The organism is Bradyrhizobium sp. WSM3983 (genome assembly GCF_000473045.1).
Taxonomy (GTDB): domain Bacteria; phylum Pseudomonadota; class Alphaproteobacteria; order Rhizobiales; family Xanthobacteraceae; genus Bradyrhizobium.
In genome coordinates, this window is sequence record NZ_AXAY01000007.1 from 18,388 (window position 1) to 36,758 (window position 18,371).

Genomic DNA, 18,371 nt, shown 5'->3' on the forward strand with positions numbered 1-18,371 from the left:
GGAAGGGTTGAGCGGACGATGACGCGGAATATCTTGCTAGGGCTCGTGGCGGCAGGTCTCCTGTTTTCGGGAACGTCGCGCGCAACACAGTTGATCACCGAAGAGGAGGCCAAGCTGCCGCCGCCGAGGGGCGCGGTCGCGGCTGACCGTCGCGGTATCCTGCGCGGGCCGAAGGTGGAGTTCGTCTCGCCAGGCGAGTCCGTCGCCTCTCCCCTGAAGCTCCAACTGAAGTTCGAGTCGTTCGGGGGCGCCAAGATCGATCCGGAATCGGTCAAGGTGATCTTCCTCCGCACGCCGAACGTCGATCTGACGCCCCGGATCAAGCCGTTCGTGCGGGCTGACGGGATCAACATGCAGGATGCGGAATTGCCGCCGGGCGAATACACCGTGCGGGTCGATATCAAGGACAGTGATGGGCGGCCGGGCACGGCTATTTTTACCCTCAAGGTCGCGCCCAAGTGATGTGTCCCTACTGTCAGGCCGAGAATGCGGATCGCGCGCTGGTTTGCGCATCCTGTGCGCGAGACATCGCCGTGCCCGCGACGCTGATTGCGGAGCGCGATGATCTCCTGCGCAAGCGGGACCAGCTGCGCGATGAGCTGACGCGGGCCAGAGACGAGGTCGAAGCCATCATGCGGCGCAGAAAGTCGCGCTGACGATGGAGTGTCCGTTCTGTGCCGAGACGATCAAGGACGAAGCCATTGCGTGCAAGCACTGCTCGCGCGATTTGCGCGTCGTGCGGCCGACGCTTCTCGAGATCGATGACATCGTTGGCGACCTGGACAGGCTCAGGCGCGATCTCGACCGTGTCAACGTCCGGCTCGAGCGGTACAGGAATCCGCTACGCTATTTCGGGACGCATGCCGTTCTCTATGTCGTCATTCCGTCCGTTCTGCTGACCATCACACATATTCTGGTCACCATCACCTTCAACCTCTCGCCAGTCCCGCTCCGGATCGCGTCGATCGTCGTACCGCTGCTGTTCGGGTTCGTGGCCTATCCCCTGCATCGGGTCTCGGCCATAGGAGCGTTCGTGCTGGCGTTCCTGCTCGCCAGCGTCAGCATCTTGGCGATGCTGACGGTGACCGGATTCCACGATGATGTTCCGATCCTTCCCACGGTATGGATCGAGTGGCGCGAAGTGTTCGAATACGGCGCCAGCATCCTGCTCGCCTTCGTGTCCGGGAACATCCTGGGCGTCGTGGCCTTCCAGGTCCTGCCGCGTGTGCTGAGCCAGGGCGGCAAGCCGAATGCGTTCGCCTTCAGGATGGCGCGCCTGCTCGGTCAGCATGTCGGTGAGGAACAGCTGCGCCGTCGGGCGCGGTTGATCCAGGATCTCATGCAGACGGTCGGACCATTGGCCGGCGTCGCCGTGACGGCCGTCGGCTCGATCTACGCCGGCTTGAAGGGGCTGCTCGGGTAGCTCGGACACGGATCGCCTGAGCCTGAGACGGCCTCAAGCCGTTTGATCGGGCCCGGGTGTCATTTACTTCGGCGACTGCAAGCCTTTCGAGTGAACTGCCTAGCCGTGAAGTTGCGAGTTGAGGCCGTCCCAATTTGCTGTACGTCTGGTTGCCTCAAGAGCGCCGCTCTGGGAATTACGACGAAAAAGAAGGCCCTTCTGACCCGAGAGTTCTCTGGCCTTCAAGACTCGGCCATCTTCCAAAAGGATGCGCGCGCCTGCCGTGACATAACAGCCCGCTTCGACGATACAATCGTCACCCAATGAAATGCCGATACCGGCGTTGGCTCCGATCAGGCAGCGCTCACCAACCGCAATCCTCTCTTTCCCTCCTCCGGACAGAGTGCCCATGATCGACGCGCCGCCACCAACGTCGCTGCCGCTTCCCACAACCACACCGGCGCTGATCCGGCCTTCGACCATGCAGGGACCGAGCGTACCCGCATTAAAATTGCAAAAGCCTTCATGCATGACGGTTGTGCCCGGAGCCAAATAGGCTCCGAGCCTTACGCGATCCGCATCTGCAATTCTCACGTCCGCAGGCGTCACATAATCAGTCATGCGCGGAAACTTGTCCACGCCTGTCACCTCAAACGCGACGGCACGCCTTCGCGCCAGGATTCGCGCTTCCGGCACACGAGAGCATTCACAGGGACCGGGTGTCGTCCATGCAACGTTGGGTAACAGACTGAAAATTCCTTCAAGGTTCAGGCAATTGGGCTGGACGAGCCGGTGGCTCAGGAGATGGAGTCGAAGATATGCGTCGTGCACATCAGTCGGCGCAGATGCAAGGGAGTCAATCTCTGTACGAATGGCAACGATGTCGACATTGCGGATGTCGTCGTGTCGCGCATATCCGTCTGCCGACGCACCCAGCGATCTGTCGATCTCGTCGCTCGTCAGCCGTACCGTTGCCGCCTTGTCGGCCTCCACAACCAGGCGTAGCCGAAGAAACCAGGAATCCAGCACGCGACCATCAGCGGCAATCGTCGCAAATCCCTCGCCTCTCGCGCCCCTCAGCTCCATCGCCATTTGAATTTCTCACGCTGCAATCCTGCACGTAGTGCATACGCGAGTTCTGGTGGAAATGGCAACTTCTGGACTCTCGAACACGTCCGCTTGGTCATTTTCGACGGATTCATCAGGGATTGTCGGCTGGTTGATGCCCGCTTCTGCCCGTAAGCGCCGAACCGGGGCCGAGCCAAAAGCGTTGCGTTTGGCCGGACTCCCGTGATCAAACGCGACCTGCAACCTCCGTTGTCCACACCCACGACACGCAGTATCGACTTGCAGATCCCACCCACTAGCGATCAAGCACTGGCTTGCGGTGACCGGCCATCTTGCCGGGCACAACTGAGCCGGCCTCAATTCATCTTGCGTTGCAGCTTCTTGATGATCTCGCGCAGACTTTCAATGTACTCGTCAACGACCCGCCGTGCCTCCTCAAGGCGCGACGGCTCGGGAGGTGGTTCCTGACCCGGAGATGGCTTGTCGAGCTTGCTCACGGACCGATGTTCGATCCAGTGCCACGGCGACCATTGAGGTAAATCAAAACTGCTTCGGCGGCTGCAAGCCGGGCGACCGCAGCCATTCGCTCATGTGCGAGCCGGTCTCGGCCTGTCGGGCCTTTCGTAACAGCTCCTCGCGAGCGGCCCCAGGTGGAACCAATGCGGCTTTATCACGTAGGCGACTCGCTTCTTCGGCAAGACGGACTTCCAGGGTCTTTGTCTGTTTGAACCGACGCCGCTCACTCATCGCTCAACCTCCGAATACGGGTTCCAAATCCGTCAACGGGACTGCCGATCTGAATATGCAGATACACTGCCGCCGGTTCCATAGTTGGATTCAAATAAGCCGCCGCGGCCAACTATGGCGGGCTTACGCCGAGCTCTTTTATGGCCAAAGCCGACAACTGCTTTGCCTCGCGAACGCCCCCCTGTTCCAGTTCTATGATTTTTTTTGCGATCAGGTCTGTGATTGGGTCGTTGCGGTCAACCAGGCAAAGCGCGTGCAAAGTGCGCTCGTAGGCGTCCGTCAATATCGCTATTTCCTCCGGGCCCAATGGAGAGTTCTGTAACAGGCGGTAGATGGCCATTTTGGGTTTTAGCTCCGGACCCATTATGGCGCCCGAAAATCAAATTAGGACACACCTAATTAAAGGACACCCTGCAGTGCAATAAGAACAAAAAGGAACGGTTAGGAACAGGACCGCCTGGCGGCAATGGGTCGGTCATCGATCGGGACCGACGCGATGTCCTCCATGGGTGTGCGCCGTGATAAGGCGGCGCTTTCCAGTGGGTGCAAGCCCCACCCGGCGAACGCTCCAGCCGGAAGCAACCGGAGCAGCTATGGAGGTGACGAAGTGGCTGAAGCCTTCGGAATGCGTGCACGAATTGGTGACGGCCGAGGAACGCTAGGACCGGCGGCCGCTTACCGCACTTCGATGACCTCGCCATCCTCCTTCACGAACCGTCCGACAGGATCGTTCAGGAGATCGATGACGGCCTCGGAGGGGCGGCACAATCGCGTGCCCTTTGGGGTCACGACGATCGGACGATTGATCAGAATGGGATGCGCCATCATGAAGTCGAGCAACTCATCGTCGGTCCATTTGGCGTCGTTTAGCCCGAGTTCCTGGTAAGGCGTTCCCTTCTCGCGCAGCAGCGCGCGGACCGATATTCCCATAGCTGCGATCAGTTGCCCGAGCAATTCGCGCGACGGCGGCGTCTTGAGGTATTCAACAACGGTGGGCTCGACACCGCTCTGCCGGATCATCGCCAGCGTGTTGCGCGAGGTGCCGCAGTCGGGGTTGTGATAGATGGTGACGCTCATTGGATGGTTTCCGCAATCGGGAGAGGGGCCGGCGCGCGCGCGTGCCCGAGCAGCCAGTTCATCAACAGCATGCCGGCGAACGCTCCGCAGAGTTCCGCGAGGATGAATCCGGGCAGGTCGGTGGGACGAATGCCGGAGAACGTGTTTGTCAGAGACCGCGCGATGGCCACTGCCGGATTGGCGAACGAGGTGGAGGCCGTGAACCAATAGGCCGCCGTGATGTAAAGGCCGACCAGCCACGGGACCGCCGTCCGCTGAAAGCGGATGCCGGCCAGGATCGTCGCTATCAGCCCGAAGGCGGCGACGGCTTCGGCGAACCACTGTGGCCCGCCTGTTCGAACCTTCGTCGAGAGATCGATCAGGGGCAATCCGAACATCAGATGCGCCGCTATCGTGCCTGCGATGCCGCCGGCGATCTGCGCAATTACGTAGAGTGCGGCCTCGTTCACCGGCAACTCGCGCTTTCCGGTGAAGACCAGCGTGACCGCGGGATTGAAATGCGCGCCGGAAATTGGACCGAGCACGGTGATCAGGACGACCAGGATGGCCCCGGTCGGCAAGGTGTTGCAGAGGAGCGCCAGAGCGACGTCCTTGGTCAGCGTCTCGGCCATGATACCGGAGCCGACAACGGTCGCGACGAGAACGGCCGTACCGAGAGCTTCCGCCACGACGCGGCGCGGGAGATCGAACGCGTCCATCAGCTTGCCTTCGGCTTCGGATCGGTCGTGCCCGGAAGGCTGCCGATTTCCCGCAGCTTGGCGGCAAGAATGTGCTTGTCCATATTGTCCAGCGGCGGACGCTTGAAAGCGTCGATACTGTCCAGCGGCAGGCTGGCGAAGGCCCCGATCCGGTTCTTGAGGTAGCGAAACGCCGTGGTGAACGCGGCCTCCCTTTCAAGCTCCGTACCTTGCGCTTCAGCGGGATCGTCAATACCCCAATGAGCCGTGGTCGGTTGACCAGGCCAGATTGGGCATGCCTCGCCGGCTGCGTTGTCGCAGACGGTGAAGATGAAATCCATCACAGGTGCATCAGGCTTTGCGAACTCCGTCCAGCTCTTGGAGCGCATTCCATCGGTCGGGTAATTCATGTGCTGGAGAACACGCAAGGCCAACGGGTGGACGGCGCCCTTTGGCGTGCTGCCTGCGGAGAAAGCACGAAATCGCCCTGCGCCGTCCTTGCGAAGGATCGATTCGGCGAGGATCGAGCGCGCCGAATTGCCGGTGCAGAGAAACAGGACATTGTACATCCGATCAGGCACGGCTTCGCTCCTTTCGTTTTGGCGAACAGCAAGCTTTGAGGCTTTCGACGACCGGCTCGCAAACTTCCGGTCGCCCGCCACAGCAATCCCGAAGCAGGAAGACCGCAACGTCCCGGAATTCGGCGAGGTTGGCGCGATAGACAATCGAACGGCTGTGCCGCTCGGAGGTGACAAGGCGCGCGCGCGTCAAAATTGACAGATGGGCCGAAAGCGTATTCGGCGGAACTTCCAACAGGCGTGCGAGGTCGCCAGCCGCAAGACCGTCGGGCTCGTGCCTGACCAGCATCCGGAACGCCTCTAGACGAGTCGATTGGGAGAGGGCGGCGAGCGCGAGAACGGCTATCTCGGTTTCCATATATCCAGATTTATAGAAGTATTTCGGGCGCGTCAATCCAGGATCGATAAGTCGTGTCGTGGCTCAACGTGCGTTGCTTCGAATATTCTAGAAATATGGTTGACAGAGCGGGCGGAACGGGGACATCGTACGAGTCATGAAGATCGACGACGCAGCAACCCGTTTGGAAGCCTTGGGCAACCGAACCCGGCTTCAGATCTATCGGGCGCTGGTTCGGGCTGGACAACCGGGCCTGCCGGTCGGTCGCTTACAGGACAAGCTGAAGATTCCTGCATCGACGCTATCGCATCACATCAAGTCTCTGGTCGCGGTCGGCCTCATTAGTCAGGTCCGCGAATCCACGACCCTGGTTTGCCACGCAAACTACGATGCGATGCGCGGCCTAGTGGACTTTCTGGTGTCCGAGTGCTGTGCGGACGAAACCGAATGCAAGGATGCGCGGACGGCGGCATGATTTTTTTGGCCACCTTATTCGATGGTTCTAGAATGATCGGAAAAAGCAATGGGCGATAGAACTGTTGCCATCATCGGGGCGGGGCCCGTCGGCTTGGCTGCTGCTGCGCATGTGCTCGAACGCGGGATGTCGCCGGTCGTGCTGGAAGCCGGGCCGGAAGCGGGGCATGCGATTCGCCAGTGGCAGCAAGTCCAGCTTTTCTCGCCCTGGGAATACAATGTCGATAAGGCCGCCGCGCGCCTGCTGGGGCCGACGGGATGGAATTCACCAGACCCTCAATCCTATCCGACCGGTGGCGAACTGCTCGATCGATATCTCACGCCGCTCGCGACGAGAACGCCGTTGCGCGAGGTGATCCGCACGTCCAGCCGCGTCTCGGCCATCAGTCGTGTCGGCTTCGACAAGGCGAAGACGAGGGGACGTGAGCAAGCGCCTTTCGAAATCCGCTACCGGAATGGCAAGGGACCGGAGGTCCTGCGCGCTGATGCCGTGATCGATACGTCAGGCACATGGTTCTCCCCCAATCCGGCCGGCAGCAACGGTCTGCCGGCGATCGGCGAGGCTGAGCGCGCTGGCCGCGTTGCCTACGGCATGCCCGACGTGAGGGGGGCCGGTCGTTCCAGATATGCCGGCAAGACTGTTGCGGTTCTGGGCGCCGGCCATTCTGCGGTCGGCACGTTGATCGATCTCGCGCGTCTTGCCGACGAGGTGCCGGGGACCCAGGCCGTCTGGCTGTTGCGTGGCGCCGATCCGGCAAAAGCTTTCGGCAGCGGCCGCAATGACAAGCTTGCCGCGCGCGGCGAGCTTGGCGCCGTCTTTGCCGCGCTCGTGACCTCCGGAAAGATCACGGTCGAGACCGAATTCGGCGTCACCCATCTTTCGGGCTCCGAAGATCGCCTAGAGGTCGCGGCCGGCTCCTGCTGCGGTGCGCGAAGCGTGATCGTGGACGAACTGATCGTCTCGACGGGCTTCCGTCCCGACTTCTCGTTTCTGTCCGAGCTGCGTCTGCGGCTCGATCCGGCCATCGAGGCGCCGGTCGCGCTGGCGCCGCTCATCGATCCCAACGAACATAGCTGCGGCACCGTGCGCCCGCACGGTGCGCACGAGCTCGCGCATGATGAGCCGGGCTTCTACCTTGCCGGTATGAAATCGTATGGCCGCGCGCCGACCTTCCTCATGATGACGGGCTATGAGCAGGTCCGATCGATTGCCGCGGAACTCGCTGGCGACAAGGAGGCCGCGGCGAGAGTCGAGCTTGTGCTGCCGGAAACCGGCGTCTGCACGCGTGGTGGTGTCGAGTCGGCCGAGGCTGCATCAGGATGTTGCGGCGGCCCGGCGAAGGAAGAGGCGTCGGCGTGCTGTGCCGCAGACGAAACAGCCAGGAAGGCTGGCGCTGCGGGTTGCGGTTGTTCATGAAACAAATTGTTCCGGGCCAGGCTGCCGGCTCACTTGCTGTCGTCATTGGCCTCGGCACCACGCAAACCGTTGCATGGGCGTCGAGCTACTACCTTCCGGCCGTCCTCGCCGCTCCAATCGCGCGGGATCTCGGTCTCGCGCCGACTTACGTGTTCGCGGCACTATCGGGTGCGCTCATCCTCTCCGGACTGCTCGGCCCACGTGTCGGTCACGCGATCGACAGATTTGGCGGGCGTAGACTGCTCGCAAGTTCCAACGCCGTCTTTGCTGCAGGGTTGCTCTTGCTGTCGGTTGCTCATGGCGTTGCAGTGCTGATCGCCGCGTGGCTGATGCTCGGGATCGGCATGGGGATGGGCCTCTATGAGGCGGCATTCGCCACGCTCACGCGCATTTACGGAACGGGCGCTCGAAAGGCGATCACCGGCATCACCCTGATCGCCGGGTTCGCGAGCACCGTTGGCTGGCCACTCACGACCTGGCTGGATGCAGAGTACGGCTGGCGCGCGGCCTGCCAAATTTGGGCGATCATCCACATTTGCCTCGCTTTGCCGCTCAATCTTGCGTTGCCGCCTGCTATGCCGCTCGATCGAGTTTCCCAACCGGCATCCGAACCGGGCCTGTATCCCGAACGCCAGAGCGAAACGTTTGCGATGGGTTTGCTGGCCTACATGTTCGCGGCAGCAAGCTTCGTCAGTTCAGGCGTTTCGGCCATTCTGCCTTCGATGCTGGTTGCGTTTGGGGCTACACCAGCTCAAGCCTTGCTCGCCGGAACGTTGGTTGGGCCTGCTCAGGTCGGCGCGCGTCTGCTCGAAGCGGGCTTGCTCGGCCGTTTCCATCCGCTTTTGTCGGCGAGGCTCGCGACGCTCATGAATCCGATCGGTGTTGTCGCATTGATCGCAGGAGGCTCATTCTTTGCGCCGGTTTTCGCCGTTCTCTATGGAGCCGGCAACGGGATTATAACGATCGCGCGTGGCACGCTGCCATTGACGTTGTTTGGACCGGTGGGGTTCGGGAAACGCGTCGGCATGATTTCGCTGCCGTCTCGGCTAACGGGAGCGGCCGCGCCGCTGGTGCTGGGCCTGATGGTGGAGCATATCGGGCGCGGTGCGCTGTGGATCAGCGCGTTCGCCTCGGTCTCCGCCTTCTTCGCGCTTCTGTTCCTTCGTGTGGACCCGTCACCATCAACGTCGCTCCAGGTGGGAGGACAAAATTCGTAGCTTGAGCGGTCGCTCTCTGATTGCGGTGATGTGCATCGGCCAGGTCGGCAATCTGCTGCCGCATGTGACTTTGTCTGCAAACCTGGCGCAGCACCTGATGCCGGCATGGGGGCTCTCCGCCGCCGAAGGCGGCTTGATGGCGAGCGGTTATGCGTTCGGATACATGCTGGCGGTGCCGTTGTTGACGACGTTGACCGACCGCATCGATGCGCGGCTCGTGCTGCTCTGGGGCTCGATCGTCAGCGGGCTTGCGGCCGCAGCATTCGGCATCTTCGCGCAGGGTTTCTGGTCGGGTACGGCAATCTGGTCCCTTGCCGGGCTTGGATTTGCCGGCGCCTATATGCCAGGATTGAAGGCACTGACCGACCGGCTGCCCGCCGGCGATAGCTCGCGAGCGGTCACGTTGTACACGTCGAGCTTTTCGGTCGGTGTCGGCCTCTCGTTCTTGGTGGCGCAGATCATCGCTGATCGTTGGGGGTGGCGGACCGCTTTCGTTGTGACCGGCTTCGGTCCCGTCGCAATGGTCGTCGCGTGCCTTCTCATGGAGGGGCAGCGGCCCGCGCCGAAGGCGGGGCGCCTCCTCAATTTCGCGCCCGTCTTCGCTAATCGCGCGGCGCTCGGTTATATCTTCGGCTACGGCGCGCATTGCTTCGAACTCTACGGTATCCGCACCTGGCTGGTCGGCTTCTGGACCTTCGTCATCGCTCATCAGGGCGCGCCCTCATGGTTGAGCCCTGTCGTGATGAGCTTTTGCTTTGCCGTGATATCGATGCCCGCAAGTGTCCTCGGCAACGAAGCGGCGCTCAGGTTCGGTCGCCATCGCGCGATCACGATCGTGATGATCGCGTCAGCCTGCGTTGCGCTGATCATCGGTCTCAACGCGACGGCCCCGGCGGGGGTGCTCGCGCTGCTGTTGATCATCTATGGCCTGACTGTGCCCGCGGATTCAGGCGCGTTGACCGCAGGCATGTCAGCCGCGGCCGTGTCGGAGCATCGCGGCGCGACTCTGGCCTTGCATTCAACGATCGGCTTCGGCTTGTCGGCGCTTGGGGCCTGGGGGACAGGTGCTGCGCTCGACGCGGCCGGTGGCCCGCAGAGCGCGACCGGCTGGTTGCTGATGTTCATCGTGCTCGCGGTCGGCATCGCGCTGGGTCCGCTCGCTCTGCTTTGGGCGCGGATGGCTCATTCGAAGCGCCAATTATCGTGAGCGCGAAGCATCTCACGAATGCGACAGTACGCGACTTAGAACACGTACGCTCGCGGGATCGAGGCGCGCTGGCGCTGTCGCGATCTCCGGATCTTCGGGTGGTTCGATCGCAGGCTGGATTGCAGGCGCTTTGCGAATCCAGCTGGGCCAGCTCTCCAAATCCAATCCCGAGTTAGCAGGCAAAGCGGCCTTGATGACCGCGGCGGGCGACGACGGTTCCTTGATCATGGCATTCCTCCTCAGGCATGAAAAAACCCGCGGCGGATTACTCCGCGCGGGTGTGACGATTTTTCGATGATGCCACTTTGCCAGTGTTTTGCCCGACGTGTCAAACGCGATCAGAACGGTCGCGTTGCTGATCGCTCGGCTGCTGATTGGGGTGCTTGAATTAAGCCCTATGATTTCAATGCCCCCGCTACTGTGCTTGGGGTTGTTTTTCGCGCTTTGGCTTTGAGGGCGTCGAAACGCCTGCGCGTCAGCGCCGGCCGCGCGGCGCCTCGGCCTTGGCGGGTGCTTCGGTCTGCGGCGCGCAGGTTGCGGCGGCAAGCGTTGCCTGCGCCTGTGGCATCAGGCCGGGCTCGGCGGCGAGCGCCTTCATCACGATCAGGCCGGTGGTAGCAGGGGAATCGATGATCAGGCGGTCGGCCGCGGTGACCTCTTCGTCCTCGGGCAGGGCGTCGTGCTGCGCTTCCGTCATGAGGTCGAGCTCGATCACCTTCTTGCCGGCCGAGCGGTCGTTGATGGCGTAATAGGCGATCTCGTTGCGGGTGTAGAACGACACCGACGTGTAGGCCTGGCTCACCGGCACGGTGAGCTTGAGCGGTCCGCCCGAAAGATCGTAGCGGCAGATCGCGAGCGCAAAGGCCGGATCCATGAACGGCATCGGCGAGGTGTTGGGATCAGCAAGCGGAAGCTGCGTCACGCCGTTGAGCTTGGTCATCGGCGTCAGCCGTGAATAGGCGTCTTGCGTTGCGATCCGCGGCAAGGCCAGCACGCTGACGAGATGGACCACGAGGCCCAGCACCACGCCGGCAATGATGGTGAACGCGAGGCGGATCATGAGCAGCCCACCGTCGCGATCGTCGGCATCGGCGCGTCGCGCTGGGTGCGCGTCGCAACCCCAACCGGCGTGTCGTAGAGGCGGAACATCAGCGCGTAGCGCTCGATACCGCCGGTCGGCAGCCAGTTGCCGGCGCGCGAGCGCGCGGCGATGTGGATTTCGAACGAGCCGTCGGACTGGCGGATGATCTCCTGGCTGGTGAAGCCGTAGCGCTGCAGCGAGTTGGCGACGAGGTGGCCCTTGCGGTCGTACAGCGTCAGCGTCCAGAACCGCGCCGGCGGCGTCACGCCGGAGACCACGACGTCGCAGCGGCCGTCGAGCGCCTTCTTCTTGCCGTCGGCGGTCGCGGTGAAGGCGACGCCGTCGCCGGTGCCGATCGGCAGCTCGCCGTTGCGGGCGATGGTGGCGCGCGAATAGGGATCGACGTCGGCGGTGCCGGTGCGCGGCCGCGCGGTCCAGGGGCCGATGGTCAGCGCGCCGATCTCGGTGCCGCGCGTCGTCGTCATCCAGGTCGCGCCGACGCCGACCACGGTCGCGAGCAGGAGGGCCGTCAATGTGATCAGGATCAGCCGCACGGGATCAGATCAGTTCTTGCGCGGGGTGGATGAGTTCGCGTTCTCCTCCGCCGCATAGTTCTGCGGGAAGGCGAGCGCGCTCGTTGACGATGCGGGCTTGGCCGGCGTCGCGCTGTCGTCGGCTGCCGATTTGTTCGCGGTCCGGGCGGCGTCGTCGAGCAGCTTCTCGACGCGTACCAGGACGTCGGCGCCGCGCTTGGTCAGCACCGGCGGCGGACCGGGCTTGGTCTCCAGCACTTTTGGCGCCGCATTGGCCTGCGCGTTGGCGATACGTTCCGGCGGCAGTTTCTGGCCCATGCCGATGCCGGGAATTTCCCGGACCTCGACGCCCTGATGCGCCACGACCATGATGTCGTGCCAGGTCTGCGCCGGCAGCGAGCCGCCGGTCATGCGGTTGGTCGGCGAATAGTCGTCATTGCCGTACCAGACCGCGCAGGTGAAATTGCCGGTGTAGCCGACGAACCAGGCGTCGCGATAAGCGTTCGTCGTGCCGGTCTTGCCCGCGGTCGGAATGCCGTCGAGCGCGGCGCGGCGCGCCGTGCCTTCGCTGACGACGTGGCTCATCATGCCGGCCATGTCGGCGGCGATGTTCGCGGGAATGGCCTGCCGCGGCTTCGGACCGTCGCGGTCCCAGCGCCAGACCAGATCGCCGGCGCCGGTGCGCACTTCGAGCACCGCATGCGGCGTCACGGCCTTGCCGCGGTTGGGGAAGGTCGCATAGGCGACGGCGTGCTCGAGCACCGTGACTTCGTCGGAGCCGATCGGCAGCGACGGCGTGTCGGGCAGCGGCGCCTTCAGGCCGAAGCGGCGGGCGACCTCGACGATCTTGGCGCGACCGATCTTGGCCGGGTTCGGCGCCTTCGGCTGTTCCTTCTGGCCGATCGCGATCGAGAGCTTGACCGGCACGACGTTGATCGAGCGCGTGATCGCCTGCGTCAGCGTCACCGCGCCGGAATAGGAATGGCCATAGTTCTGCGGACACCAATTGCCGATGCAGACCGGGCCGTCGACCACGATCGAGTTCGGCGTAAAACCGTTCAGGAGTGCCGTGGTGTAGACGTAAGGCTTGAACGACGAGCCGGGCTGGCGATAGGCGTCGGTGGCGCGGTTGAACTGGCTTGCGCCGTAATCGCGGCCGCCGACCATGGCGCGGATACCGCCGTCGAGATCGGACACCACGGTCGCGGCCTGCGTCGCGTGATAGTCGCGGCCGAACTGGCGCAGCTGGTTCTCGATGGCGTCTTCCGCGCCCTTCTGCACCTTGGTGTCGATCGCGAGGCGCACGACGAACACGCGCTCGGTGTAGGATTTCGGGAAGGTGTCGACCAGCTTGCGCATCTCGTCGAAGGCGTAGTCGAGATAATAGTTCGGCGAGGCCTCGTCGCGGCGGTCGACGGCAAAGGCCGGGTTGCGGCGGGCGCCGAACACCTGGCCCTCGGTCATGAAGCCGGCATCGACGAGGTTGTCGAGCACGACGTTGGCGCGGGCGCGCGCGGCGGGCAGGTTGATGTGCGGCGCGTATTTGGTCGGCGCCTTGAACAGGCCGGCGAGCATCGCGGCTTCCGCCAGCGTCACGTCGCGCGCCGACTTGTTGAAGTAGAAATGCGCAGCACCATCGACGCCGAACGTGCCGCCGCCCATATAGGCGCGGTCGAGATAGAGTTTCAGGATCTCGTTCTTGGTCAGGCGCCATTCCAGCCAGACCGCGAGGAAGGCCTCGTTGATCTTGCGCTCGATGGTGCGCTCGTTGCTCAGGAACAGGTTCTTGGCGAGCTGCTGGGTGATCGAGGAGCCGCCCTGGCGCACGCCGCCGGCCTGGGCGTTGGTCACGAGCGCGCGCGCGGTGCCGGCGATGTCGATGCCGAAATGCTCATAGAAGCGGCGGTCTTCGGTCGCGAGCGTCGCCTTGATCAGCACGTCCGGAAAATCTTCCAGCGGGATCGAGTCGTTGTGCTTGATGCCGCGGCTGCCGATCGGGTTGCCGTAGCGGTCGAGGAACGTCACCGCGAGGTCGGACTTCTTCAGCCAGTCCTCGTCCGCGGTCTCGCGGAAGGCGGGGATGGCGAGGATCAGCATCAGCACCATGCCGCCGAGGCCGAGCGTTGCGGCCTCCGACAGCGGCTCGATGAACACCCAGCGCTTCCACCGCCCGACATAGAAGCGGTCCATGAAGGTCGAGTAGCGCTCGTAGAGCTCGCGGAGGCCCTTGGCCGAGGAGAACAGCGAGGAGTCGATGCGCGCGTCGAGGTCCAGAAAGAAGTTCCGGATCCGACTCTTCCAGTTGGATGGTGTGTTCTGGACCACCTAGAACCCTTGAGGCTCGCTTCGAAAGCGTTCAAGCACCCGGCCGGGGCGGCATCGAGACGTCTTGCGGGATTGTTGCGGCAAACCCAAGGCGCCCGTTTCGCGTCCGTGGGGACTTGCTGTTCTTCTAGCCGAGCGGGGCTTATAAACCAATGGTCAGGCTCGCAATTTTGAACAACAGGCCTAATTGAACCCCGGTTCATTACGGGCCTTGCGGGGGCGTTGCTTGCAGGCCCAGGGCCGCACGCCCTAGATGGCGCTGGCCGCAGCTCTTTGGAATCGTATCAGGCGCATGACCGCAGCACGCAAACGACCTTCAGACCAGGATGGATTCTTCTGGAAAACCAAGAAGATGGAGGACATGTCGACGGCCGAATGGGAGAGCCTGTGCGACGGCTGCGGCCGTTGCTGCCTGAGCAAGCTCGAAGACGAGGATACCGGCAAGATCTATTACACCGATGTCAGCTGCAAGATGCTCGATTCCTGCACCAGCGGCTGCAAGGACTACGCGAATCGCTTCGACTTCGTTCCGGACTGCGTCGTCATGACTCCCGAAAAGGTCCGCACCCTGCCTTGGCTGCCGCCGAGCTGTGGCTACAGGCTCGTTGCCCAGGGCCGCGATCTCTATTGGTGGCACCCGCTGATCTCAGGCGATCCCAATACGGTGCACGAGGCCGGCGTCTCCGTGCGCGGCCGGGTCGCGGGCACCGAGGACGAGGTCCCGGACGACAAGCTCGAGAACTACCTCGTGCAATGGCCGGCGCAGGTGCCGAAGCGGGCACGCCTGAAGCGACGTCCCAAGGACTGATCTGCCCGCCGTTCCGGATCACTTGTTCGGGATGACCGCGGTGCGGGATGCACCCATGCGCCGCGGTGCCTGCCTGAGAAGAACTTTGCTGTCTAGATTGGGCTTCATAGAACGAATCCTTCGCGGCTTTGCACCGCAACACGCTCGATCTGACAGCCCGAGATGAACCAGTTCACACGGCAGAGCAGCCAGCCTGCCGACATCCAGACATTGCCCGACGACATCGCCGAGGAACTGACCCGCCTTCCGGGCGAGGTCATGAGCGTCAGCGACGCACCGCCGATCTCGCCGCCTGCACCGCTGTCGTCCGATGAGGTCCGCACCATCGTCATCAGCCTGATGCTGACGATGTTCCTGGCCGCTCTCGACCAGACCATCGTCGCCACTGCGCTGCCGACCATTGGGCGCCAGTTCCAGGACGTCTCGAACCTATCCTGGGTGATCACCGCCTATCTGCTCGCCTCGACCGCGGTCGCGCCGGTGTTCGGGACGCTGAGCGATATCTACGGCCGCAAGGCCATGCTGATCGTGTCGTTGAGCTTGTTCATTGCCGGCTCGGTGCTATGCGCGATCGCGCCGAGCATGCCAATGCTGATTTTGGCGCGCGGCCTCCAGGGGCTCGGCGGCGGCGGCATCATGCCGGTCGTGCAGACCGTGATCTCCGACGTCGTGTCCCCGCGCGAGCGCGGCCAGTACCAGGCCTATTTCTCCAGCGTCTGGATGGTCGGCGGCATTCTCGGCCCCGTCATCGGCGGCGTGTTCGCCGAGCATCTGCACTGGTCCATGATCTTCTGGATCAACCTGCCGCTCGCAGCTGCAGCCCTCGCGCTGCTGCTGCCGAAGATGAAGAAGATCCCAGTGTTTCACCGCAAGCGCAAGGTCGACTGGCTCGGCGGCGTGCTGCTGATGGCCTCCGCCGTCGTCTTCATGCTGGTGCTGACCTGGGGCGGCACGCGTTATCCCTGGCTCTCGCCGACCGTGCTGTCGATGGTGGGCGGCGCCGTCGCACTCGCGGTGACTTTCGTGTGGCACGCGCGCCGGTCGGACGAGCCGTTCCTGCCGCTGCCGCTGCTCTCGGGATCGGTCGCGCCCTTCGCGCTGACCGCCGGCGGCTGCGGGCTCGGGGCGATCACGGGCCTCACCGTGCAGCTGCCGCTCTATTACGAGTCGGTCTATCACCTCAGCGCCAGCGAGGCGGGGCTTGCACTGATTCCGCTCGCAGCGGTCTCGACCGTGGGTGCGGCGGTCGCCGGCCGTACCATGGCGCGCGCCAGGCATTACAAGCGCGTCGCGATTATCGGCACGTCCTGGGCCGCGCTGTGCGCGCTCGGCCTCACGCTGACGACTTTGCCGCTATGGGCTTTGCTGACGCTGATGGCCGCGTTTGCGCTCGGCCTCGGCACGACCTTCCCGGTCTGCGTGGTCTCGCTGCAGAATTCGGTGGCCCGTCCGCAGGTCGGCACCATCACCGGCGCGATGAACTTCTTCCGCTCGCTGATGTCCTCGTTCACGGTCGCCGCGTTCGCCGCCATCCTGCTGATCGCGCTCGGCGCCGACATTCCGCTGGCCGGCGAGCATCACGCCGCGGGCAGCATCCCCGCGATCCCGACCGAGGACATGCGGCACGCGTTCCGCTACGTCTTTGCGGCTGCGACCGCGCTGATGACCACCGCCGCGCTGTGCCTGATCATGATGGAGGAGCGGCCGCTGGCCGGTCCCACCACCACGCAACCGGTCGAGATGGCGGAGTAGCTAGCCGCCGCGGTCGGCATCGTCGCCGGGATTGTCTGCGCCGGTCTTCCGCGCTTTCGCCGCAAGCTGTTCTTTGAGCCGCGCCAGCGCCTCGGCGGACCAATCACGGACATCGGTGACCGCGACCCAGGCATCGACGTAGTGCTCGGGCGCGTAGACATGGCCAAAGCCCATCGGCGCGCCGTTGGCGACCGCCATGTCCAGCGCGAGCTGCAGCATCGTGACGATTGGATACCATCGCAGCTCCGGTGATACGTCGGGCCCGCGCGGCGCCGTCATCCAGGCCGGCGCCTGAAAGGCGTCGCGGTAGGCAAAGAACGTGATCGCGTCACTTGCATATTGCAGATAGACGACGCGCATCGGGCCCCAGGGCGCATCTGCCGGCACCGTCGGCCCATTCTGGTTCATGAAACGCACGAAGCGGCTGTCGCGGAATTCCGGCAGCCAGGCCGGCGAGCCCGGATTGCGGTTCGCGGTGACCGAGCGCCAGATGCGGCTCGCGAACGGCGCCCCGCTCCACAGCGCACCTGCAATGGGGTCGCCGATCGTCTCGAACAGCTCCGCGGATTTTTCCGAGTTGAGGGCGCCGAGGCTCAGCCCATGCAGGTACAGCTTCGGCCGCCGGTCCTTCGGCAGCGTCGTCCAGTAGCCATAGATTTCAGAGAAGAGCGCGCGCGCGGCTTCCGCGCCGTATTCGGGCTGAAATAGCAGCGACAGCGGGCTGTTGAGATAGGAGTACTGCATCGCGACGCTCGCGACGTCGCCGTGGTGGAGATATTCGACAGTGTCCATCGCGGCCGGATCGATCCAGCCGGTGCCGGTCGGCGTGACGACGATGAGTGTTCCGCGTTCAAAACCGTGCTGTCGCTTGAGCTCGTCGAGCGCGAGCCTGGCACGCGCCTGCGCCGTGCCGGCGCCGGCAAGGCCGACATAGACACGCACGGGCTCCTGCGCAGCCTGTCCGGTGACCGCGCTGATCCCGGTTGCGGTCGGACCTGAGGCAATGAAGCGGCGTCCCGTGCGCCCGAGCTCCGTCCATTTCACCAGCGATGCCGCGCCTCCCGTTTTTCCGGGATCGGTCGGTTGTGGCCGCTCGGGCTCGAACAAGGCATCGAATTCGCGGAAGGACGAATCGAGCGCGCGAAACGCCGTGCTGATCAGGAGATTGCTGGCAATCGACCAGAACAGCAGGCCTGCAATCAAGACGCCGAGGACATTGGCGACCTTTCGCGGAATGATGCGCTTCGTGCGGACAGCGAGGAACCGCGAGATGAGCGCAAACAGCCGCCCCAGCACCAGCAGCACCACGAACATGATCAGGGCGATGGCGCAGACCTTGAGCGGATGTGCGGTTTCGACCGGTGGCATCTTCATCACGGCGCGGATCGAGTTCTGCCATCCGGCTGCCCGCCACAGATAGACGATGACGACGATCAGGCAGCCGGCCGCGACCAGCGCATTCGCGCTGGATCTCAGCTGCGGCGAGGGCTCGGGCAGTTCGAGATAGTGCCATAGCCAGCGCCAGAGGTTTCCGGCGAGATAGCCGATCGCAAAACAAGCGCCGGCGAGGGCGCCTTGCGTGAGATAGCTCCGCGGGATCAGCGTCGGCGTCAGCGCGGCGGCGAAGAACAGGGCGCCGAGCATGAGGCCGACGCCGGACAGCGACAGCAT

At 63.7% G+C, this 18,371-nt stretch carries 22 protein-coding genes; 9 read left to right on the forward strand and 13 right to left on the reverse strand.

The features are described from left to right. The first annotated feature begins 18 nt into the window (after positions 1-18). The 3 genes from YUA_RS0113000 (at position 19) to YUA_RS0113010 (ending at position 1,423) form a co-directional block, all read left to right on the forward strand. A complete protein-coding gene (locus YUA_RS0113000) occupies positions 19-462 on the forward strand; it encodes a hypothetical protein (protein WP_027531089.1) in 444 nt (147 codons plus the stop codon). A gap of 71 nt (positions 463-533) precedes the next feature. After that, positions 534-656, forward strand: a complete 123-nt coding sequence (locus YUA_RS52310) for a hypothetical protein (RefSeq protein WP_256375363.1) — start codon at positions 534-536, stop codon at positions 654-656. Positions 657-658: 2 nt separating this feature from the next. Continuing rightward, entirely contained in the window at positions 659-1,423 is a 765-nt protein-coding gene (locus YUA_RS0113010) for a hypothetical protein (RefSeq protein ID WP_027531091.1), read from the forward strand. Positions 1,424-1,522: 99 nt separating this feature from the next. Here the strand turns inward: YUA_RS0113010 and dapD are convergent, their stop codons facing one another. From dapD to YUA_RS0113050, 8 genes are all read right to left on the reverse strand, one after another. Next, positions 1,523-2,494 (reverse strand): 2,3,4,5-tetrahydropyridine-2,6-dicarboxylate N-succinyltransferase, encoded by a 972-nt coding sequence (gene dapD, locus YUA_RS0113015; protein ID WP_027531092.1) that lies wholly within the window; start codon positions 2,492-2,494, stop codon positions 1,523-1,525. A gap of 332 nt (positions 2,495-2,826) precedes the next feature. Next, positions 2,827-2,967: a hypothetical protein gene (locus YUA_RS50990; RefSeq protein ID WP_198029409.1), complete on the reverse strand. Its 141-nt coding sequence runs from the start codon at positions 2,965-2,967 to the stop codon at positions 2,827-2,829. 43 nt (positions 2,968-3,010) lie between these two features. Beyond that, the gene (locus YUA_RS51620; protein ID WP_027531093.1) at positions 3,011-3,217 is read right to left on the reverse strand and encodes a hypothetical protein; all 207 of its coding nucleotides are present in this window, start codon (positions 3,215-3,217) and stop codon (positions 3,011-3,013) included. A 112-nt stretch (positions 3,218-3,329) separates the two neighbouring features. After that, on the reverse strand, positions 3,330-3,557 hold the full coding sequence (locus YUA_RS0113030) for a hypothetical protein (protein ID WP_027531094.1): 228 nt from the start codon (positions 3,555-3,557) through the stop codon (positions 3,330-3,332). A gap of 335 nt (positions 3,558-3,892) precedes the next feature. Then, positions 3,893-4,294 (reverse strand): arsenate reductase (glutaredoxin), encoded by a 402-nt coding sequence (arsC, locus tag YUA_RS0113035; RefSeq protein ID WP_027531095.1) that lies wholly within the window; start codon positions 4,292-4,294, stop codon positions 3,893-3,895. Next, the gene (locus YUA_RS0113040; RefSeq protein WP_027531096.1) at positions 4,291-4,992 is read right to left on the reverse strand and encodes an MIP/aquaporin family protein; all 702 of its coding nucleotides are present in this window, start codon (positions 4,990-4,992) and stop codon (positions 4,291-4,293) included. The genes arsC and YUA_RS0113040 overlap by 4 nt, the downstream gene beginning before the upstream one ends. Beyond that, entirely contained in the window at positions 4,992-5,552 is a 561-nt protein-coding gene (locus tag YUA_RS0113045; RefSeq protein ID WP_027531097.1) for an arsenate reductase ArsC, read from the reverse strand. Before YUA_RS0113045 ends, YUA_RS0113040 begins: the two co-directional genes overlap by 1 nt. Continuing rightward, entirely contained in the window at positions 5,545-5,907 is a 363-nt protein-coding gene (locus tag YUA_RS0113050) for a helix-turn-helix transcriptional regulator (RefSeq protein ID WP_027531098.1), read from the reverse strand. The genes YUA_RS0113045 and YUA_RS0113050 overlap by 8 nt, the downstream gene beginning before the upstream one ends. A gap of 136 nt (positions 5,908-6,043) precedes the next feature. On the opposite strand from YUA_RS0113050, the gene YUA_RS0113055 reads away from it, so the two are divergent. The 4 genes from YUA_RS0113055 to YUA_RS0113070 are packed head-to-tail and all read left to right on the forward strand — an operon-like array spanning position 6,044 to position 10,201. After that, positions 6,044-6,361 (forward strand): helix-turn-helix transcriptional regulator, encoded by a 318-nt coding sequence (locus YUA_RS0113055; protein ID WP_027531099.1) that lies wholly within the window; start codon positions 6,044-6,046, stop codon positions 6,359-6,361. Between the two features lie 48 nt (positions 6,362-6,409). Next, entirely contained in the window at positions 6,410-7,777 is a 1,368-nt protein-coding gene (locus YUA_RS0113060) for an NAD(P)-binding domain-containing protein (RefSeq protein WP_027531100.1), read from the forward strand. After that, positions 7,774-8,994, forward strand: coding sequence for an MFS transporter (locus YUA_RS0113065; RefSeq protein WP_051383162.1), 1,221 nt, complete (start codon positions 7,774-7,776; stop codon positions 8,992-8,994). The genes YUA_RS0113060 and YUA_RS0113065 overlap by 4 nt, the downstream gene beginning before the upstream one ends. Before the next feature lie 28 nt (positions 8,995-9,022). Continuing rightward, the gene (locus tag YUA_RS0113070; RefSeq protein ID WP_035970943.1) at positions 9,023-10,201 is read left to right on the forward strand and encodes an MFS transporter; all 1,179 of its coding nucleotides are present in this window, start codon (positions 9,023-9,025) and stop codon (positions 10,199-10,201) included. Positions 10,202-10,213: 12 nt separating this feature from the next. On the opposite strand, the gene YUA_RS49945 is transcribed toward YUA_RS0113070, so the two are convergent. The 4 genes from YUA_RS49945 to YUA_RS0113095 form a co-directional block, all read right to left on the reverse strand. Then, a complete protein-coding gene (locus YUA_RS49945) occupies positions 10,214-10,429 on the reverse strand; it encodes a hypothetical protein (protein WP_156947110.1) in 216 nt (71 codons plus the stop codon). 247 nt (positions 10,430-10,676) lie between these two features. Then, positions 10,677-11,261 carry a DUF1254 domain-containing protein gene (locus tag YUA_RS0113085; RefSeq protein WP_027531103.1) on the reverse strand — a complete coding sequence of 195 codons (585 nt, stop codon included), beginning with the start codon at positions 11,259-11,261 and terminating at the stop codon, positions 10,677-10,679. Further along, the gene (locus YUA_RS0113090) at positions 11,258-11,836 is read right to left on the reverse strand and encodes a DUF1214 domain-containing protein (RefSeq protein WP_027531104.1); all 579 of its coding nucleotides are present in this window, start codon (positions 11,834-11,836) and stop codon (positions 11,258-11,260) included. The genes YUA_RS0113085 and YUA_RS0113090 overlap by 4 nt, the downstream gene beginning before the upstream one ends. A gap of 9 nt (positions 11,837-11,845) precedes the next feature. Next, the gene (locus YUA_RS0113095; RefSeq protein WP_027531105.1) at positions 11,846-14,140 is read right to left on the reverse strand and encodes a transglycosylase domain-containing protein; all 2,295 of its coding nucleotides are present in this window, start codon (positions 14,138-14,140) and stop codon (positions 11,846-11,848) included. A 292-nt stretch (positions 14,141-14,432) separates the two neighbouring features. Here YUA_RS0113095 and YUA_RS0113100 point away from each other — a divergent pair, with 292 nt between their 5' ends. Both YUA_RS0113100 and YUA_RS0113105 read left to right on the forward strand, forming a co-directional pair. Next, positions 14,433-14,948, forward strand: coding sequence for a YcgN family cysteine cluster protein (locus YUA_RS0113100; protein WP_027531106.1), 516 nt, complete (start codon positions 14,433-14,435; stop codon positions 14,946-14,948). A 162-nt stretch (positions 14,949-15,110) separates the two neighbouring features. After that, positions 15,111-16,700, forward strand: a complete 1,590-nt coding sequence (locus YUA_RS0113105) for an MDR family MFS transporter (protein ID WP_027531107.1) — start codon at positions 15,111-15,113, stop codon at positions 16,698-16,700. On the opposite strand, the gene YUA_RS0113110 is transcribed toward YUA_RS0113105, so the two are convergent. Continuing rightward, positions 16,701-18,344: an alpha/beta-hydrolase family protein gene (locus tag YUA_RS0113110; protein ID WP_084292536.1), complete on the reverse strand. Its 1,644-nt coding sequence runs from the start codon at positions 18,342-18,344 to the stop codon at positions 16,701-16,703. Between the last annotated feature and the right edge of the window lie 27 nt (positions 18,345-18,371).

Excerpts from the sequence above, each read along its gene's own strand:
- YUA_RS0113000 (WP_027531089.1), top strand. The coding sequence starts at position 19 with ATGACGCGGAATATCTTGCTAGGGCTCGTGGCGGCAGGTCTCCTGTTT.
- YUA_RS0113010 (WP_027531091.1), top strand. The coding sequence starts at position 659 with ATGGAGTGTCCGTTCTGTGCCGAGACGATCAAGGACGAAGCCATTGCG.
- dapD (WP_027531092.1), bottom strand. The coding sequence starts at position 2,494 with ATGGCGATGGAGCTGAGGGGCGCGAGAGGCGAGGGATTTGCGACGATT.
- YUA_RS51620 (WP_027531093.1), bottom strand. The coding sequence starts at position 3,217 with ATGAGTGAGCGGCGTCGGTTCAAACAGACAAAGACCCTGGAAGTCCGT.
- YUA_RS0113030 (WP_027531094.1), bottom strand. The coding sequence starts at position 3,557 with ATGGCCATCTACCGCCTGTTACAGAACTCTCCATTGGGCCCGGAGGAA.
- arsC (WP_027531095.1), bottom strand. The coding sequence starts at position 4,294 with ATGAGCGTCACCATCTATCACAACCCCGACTGCGGCACCTCGCGCAAC.
- YUA_RS0113040 (WP_027531096.1), bottom strand. The coding sequence starts at position 4,992 with ATGGACGCGTTCGATCTCCCGCGCCGCGTCGTGGCGGAAGCTCTCGGT.
- YUA_RS0113050 (WP_027531098.1), bottom strand. The coding sequence starts at position 5,907 with ATGGAAACCGAGATAGCCGTTCTCGCGCTCGCCGCCCTCTCCCAATCG.
- YUA_RS0113055 (WP_027531099.1), top strand. The coding sequence starts at position 6,044 with ATGAAGATCGACGACGCAGCAACCCGTTTGGAAGCCTTGGGCAACCGA.
- YUA_RS0113060 (WP_027531100.1), top strand. The coding sequence starts at position 6,410 with ATGGGCGATAGAACTGTTGCCATCATCGGGGCGGGGCCCGTCGGCTTG.
- YUA_RS0113065 (WP_051383162.1), top strand. The coding sequence starts at position 7,774 with ATGAAACAAATTGTTCCGGGCCAGGCTGCCGGCTCACTTGCTGTCGTC.
- YUA_RS0113070 (WP_035970943.1), top strand. The coding sequence starts at position 9,023 with ATGTGCATCGGCCAGGTCGGCAATCTGCTGCCGCATGTGACTTTGTCT.
- YUA_RS49945 (WP_156947110.1), bottom strand. The coding sequence starts at position 10,429 with ATGATCAAGGAACCGTCGTCGCCCGCCGCGGTCATCAAGGCCGCTTTG.
- YUA_RS0113085 (WP_027531103.1), bottom strand. The coding sequence starts at position 11,261 with ATGATCCGCCTCGCGTTCACCATCATTGCCGGCGTGGTGCTGGGCCTC.
- YUA_RS0113100 (WP_027531106.1), top strand. The coding sequence starts at position 14,433 with ATGACCGCAGCACGCAAACGACCTTCAGACCAGGATGGATTCTTCTGG.
- YUA_RS0113105 (WP_027531107.1), top strand. The coding sequence starts at position 15,111 with ATGAACCAGTTCACACGGCAGAGCAGCCAGCCTGCCGACATCCAGACA.
- YUA_RS0113110 (WP_084292536.1), bottom strand. The coding sequence starts at position 18,344 with ATGCTCGGCGCCCTGTTCTTCGCCGCCGCGCTGACGCCGACGCTGATC.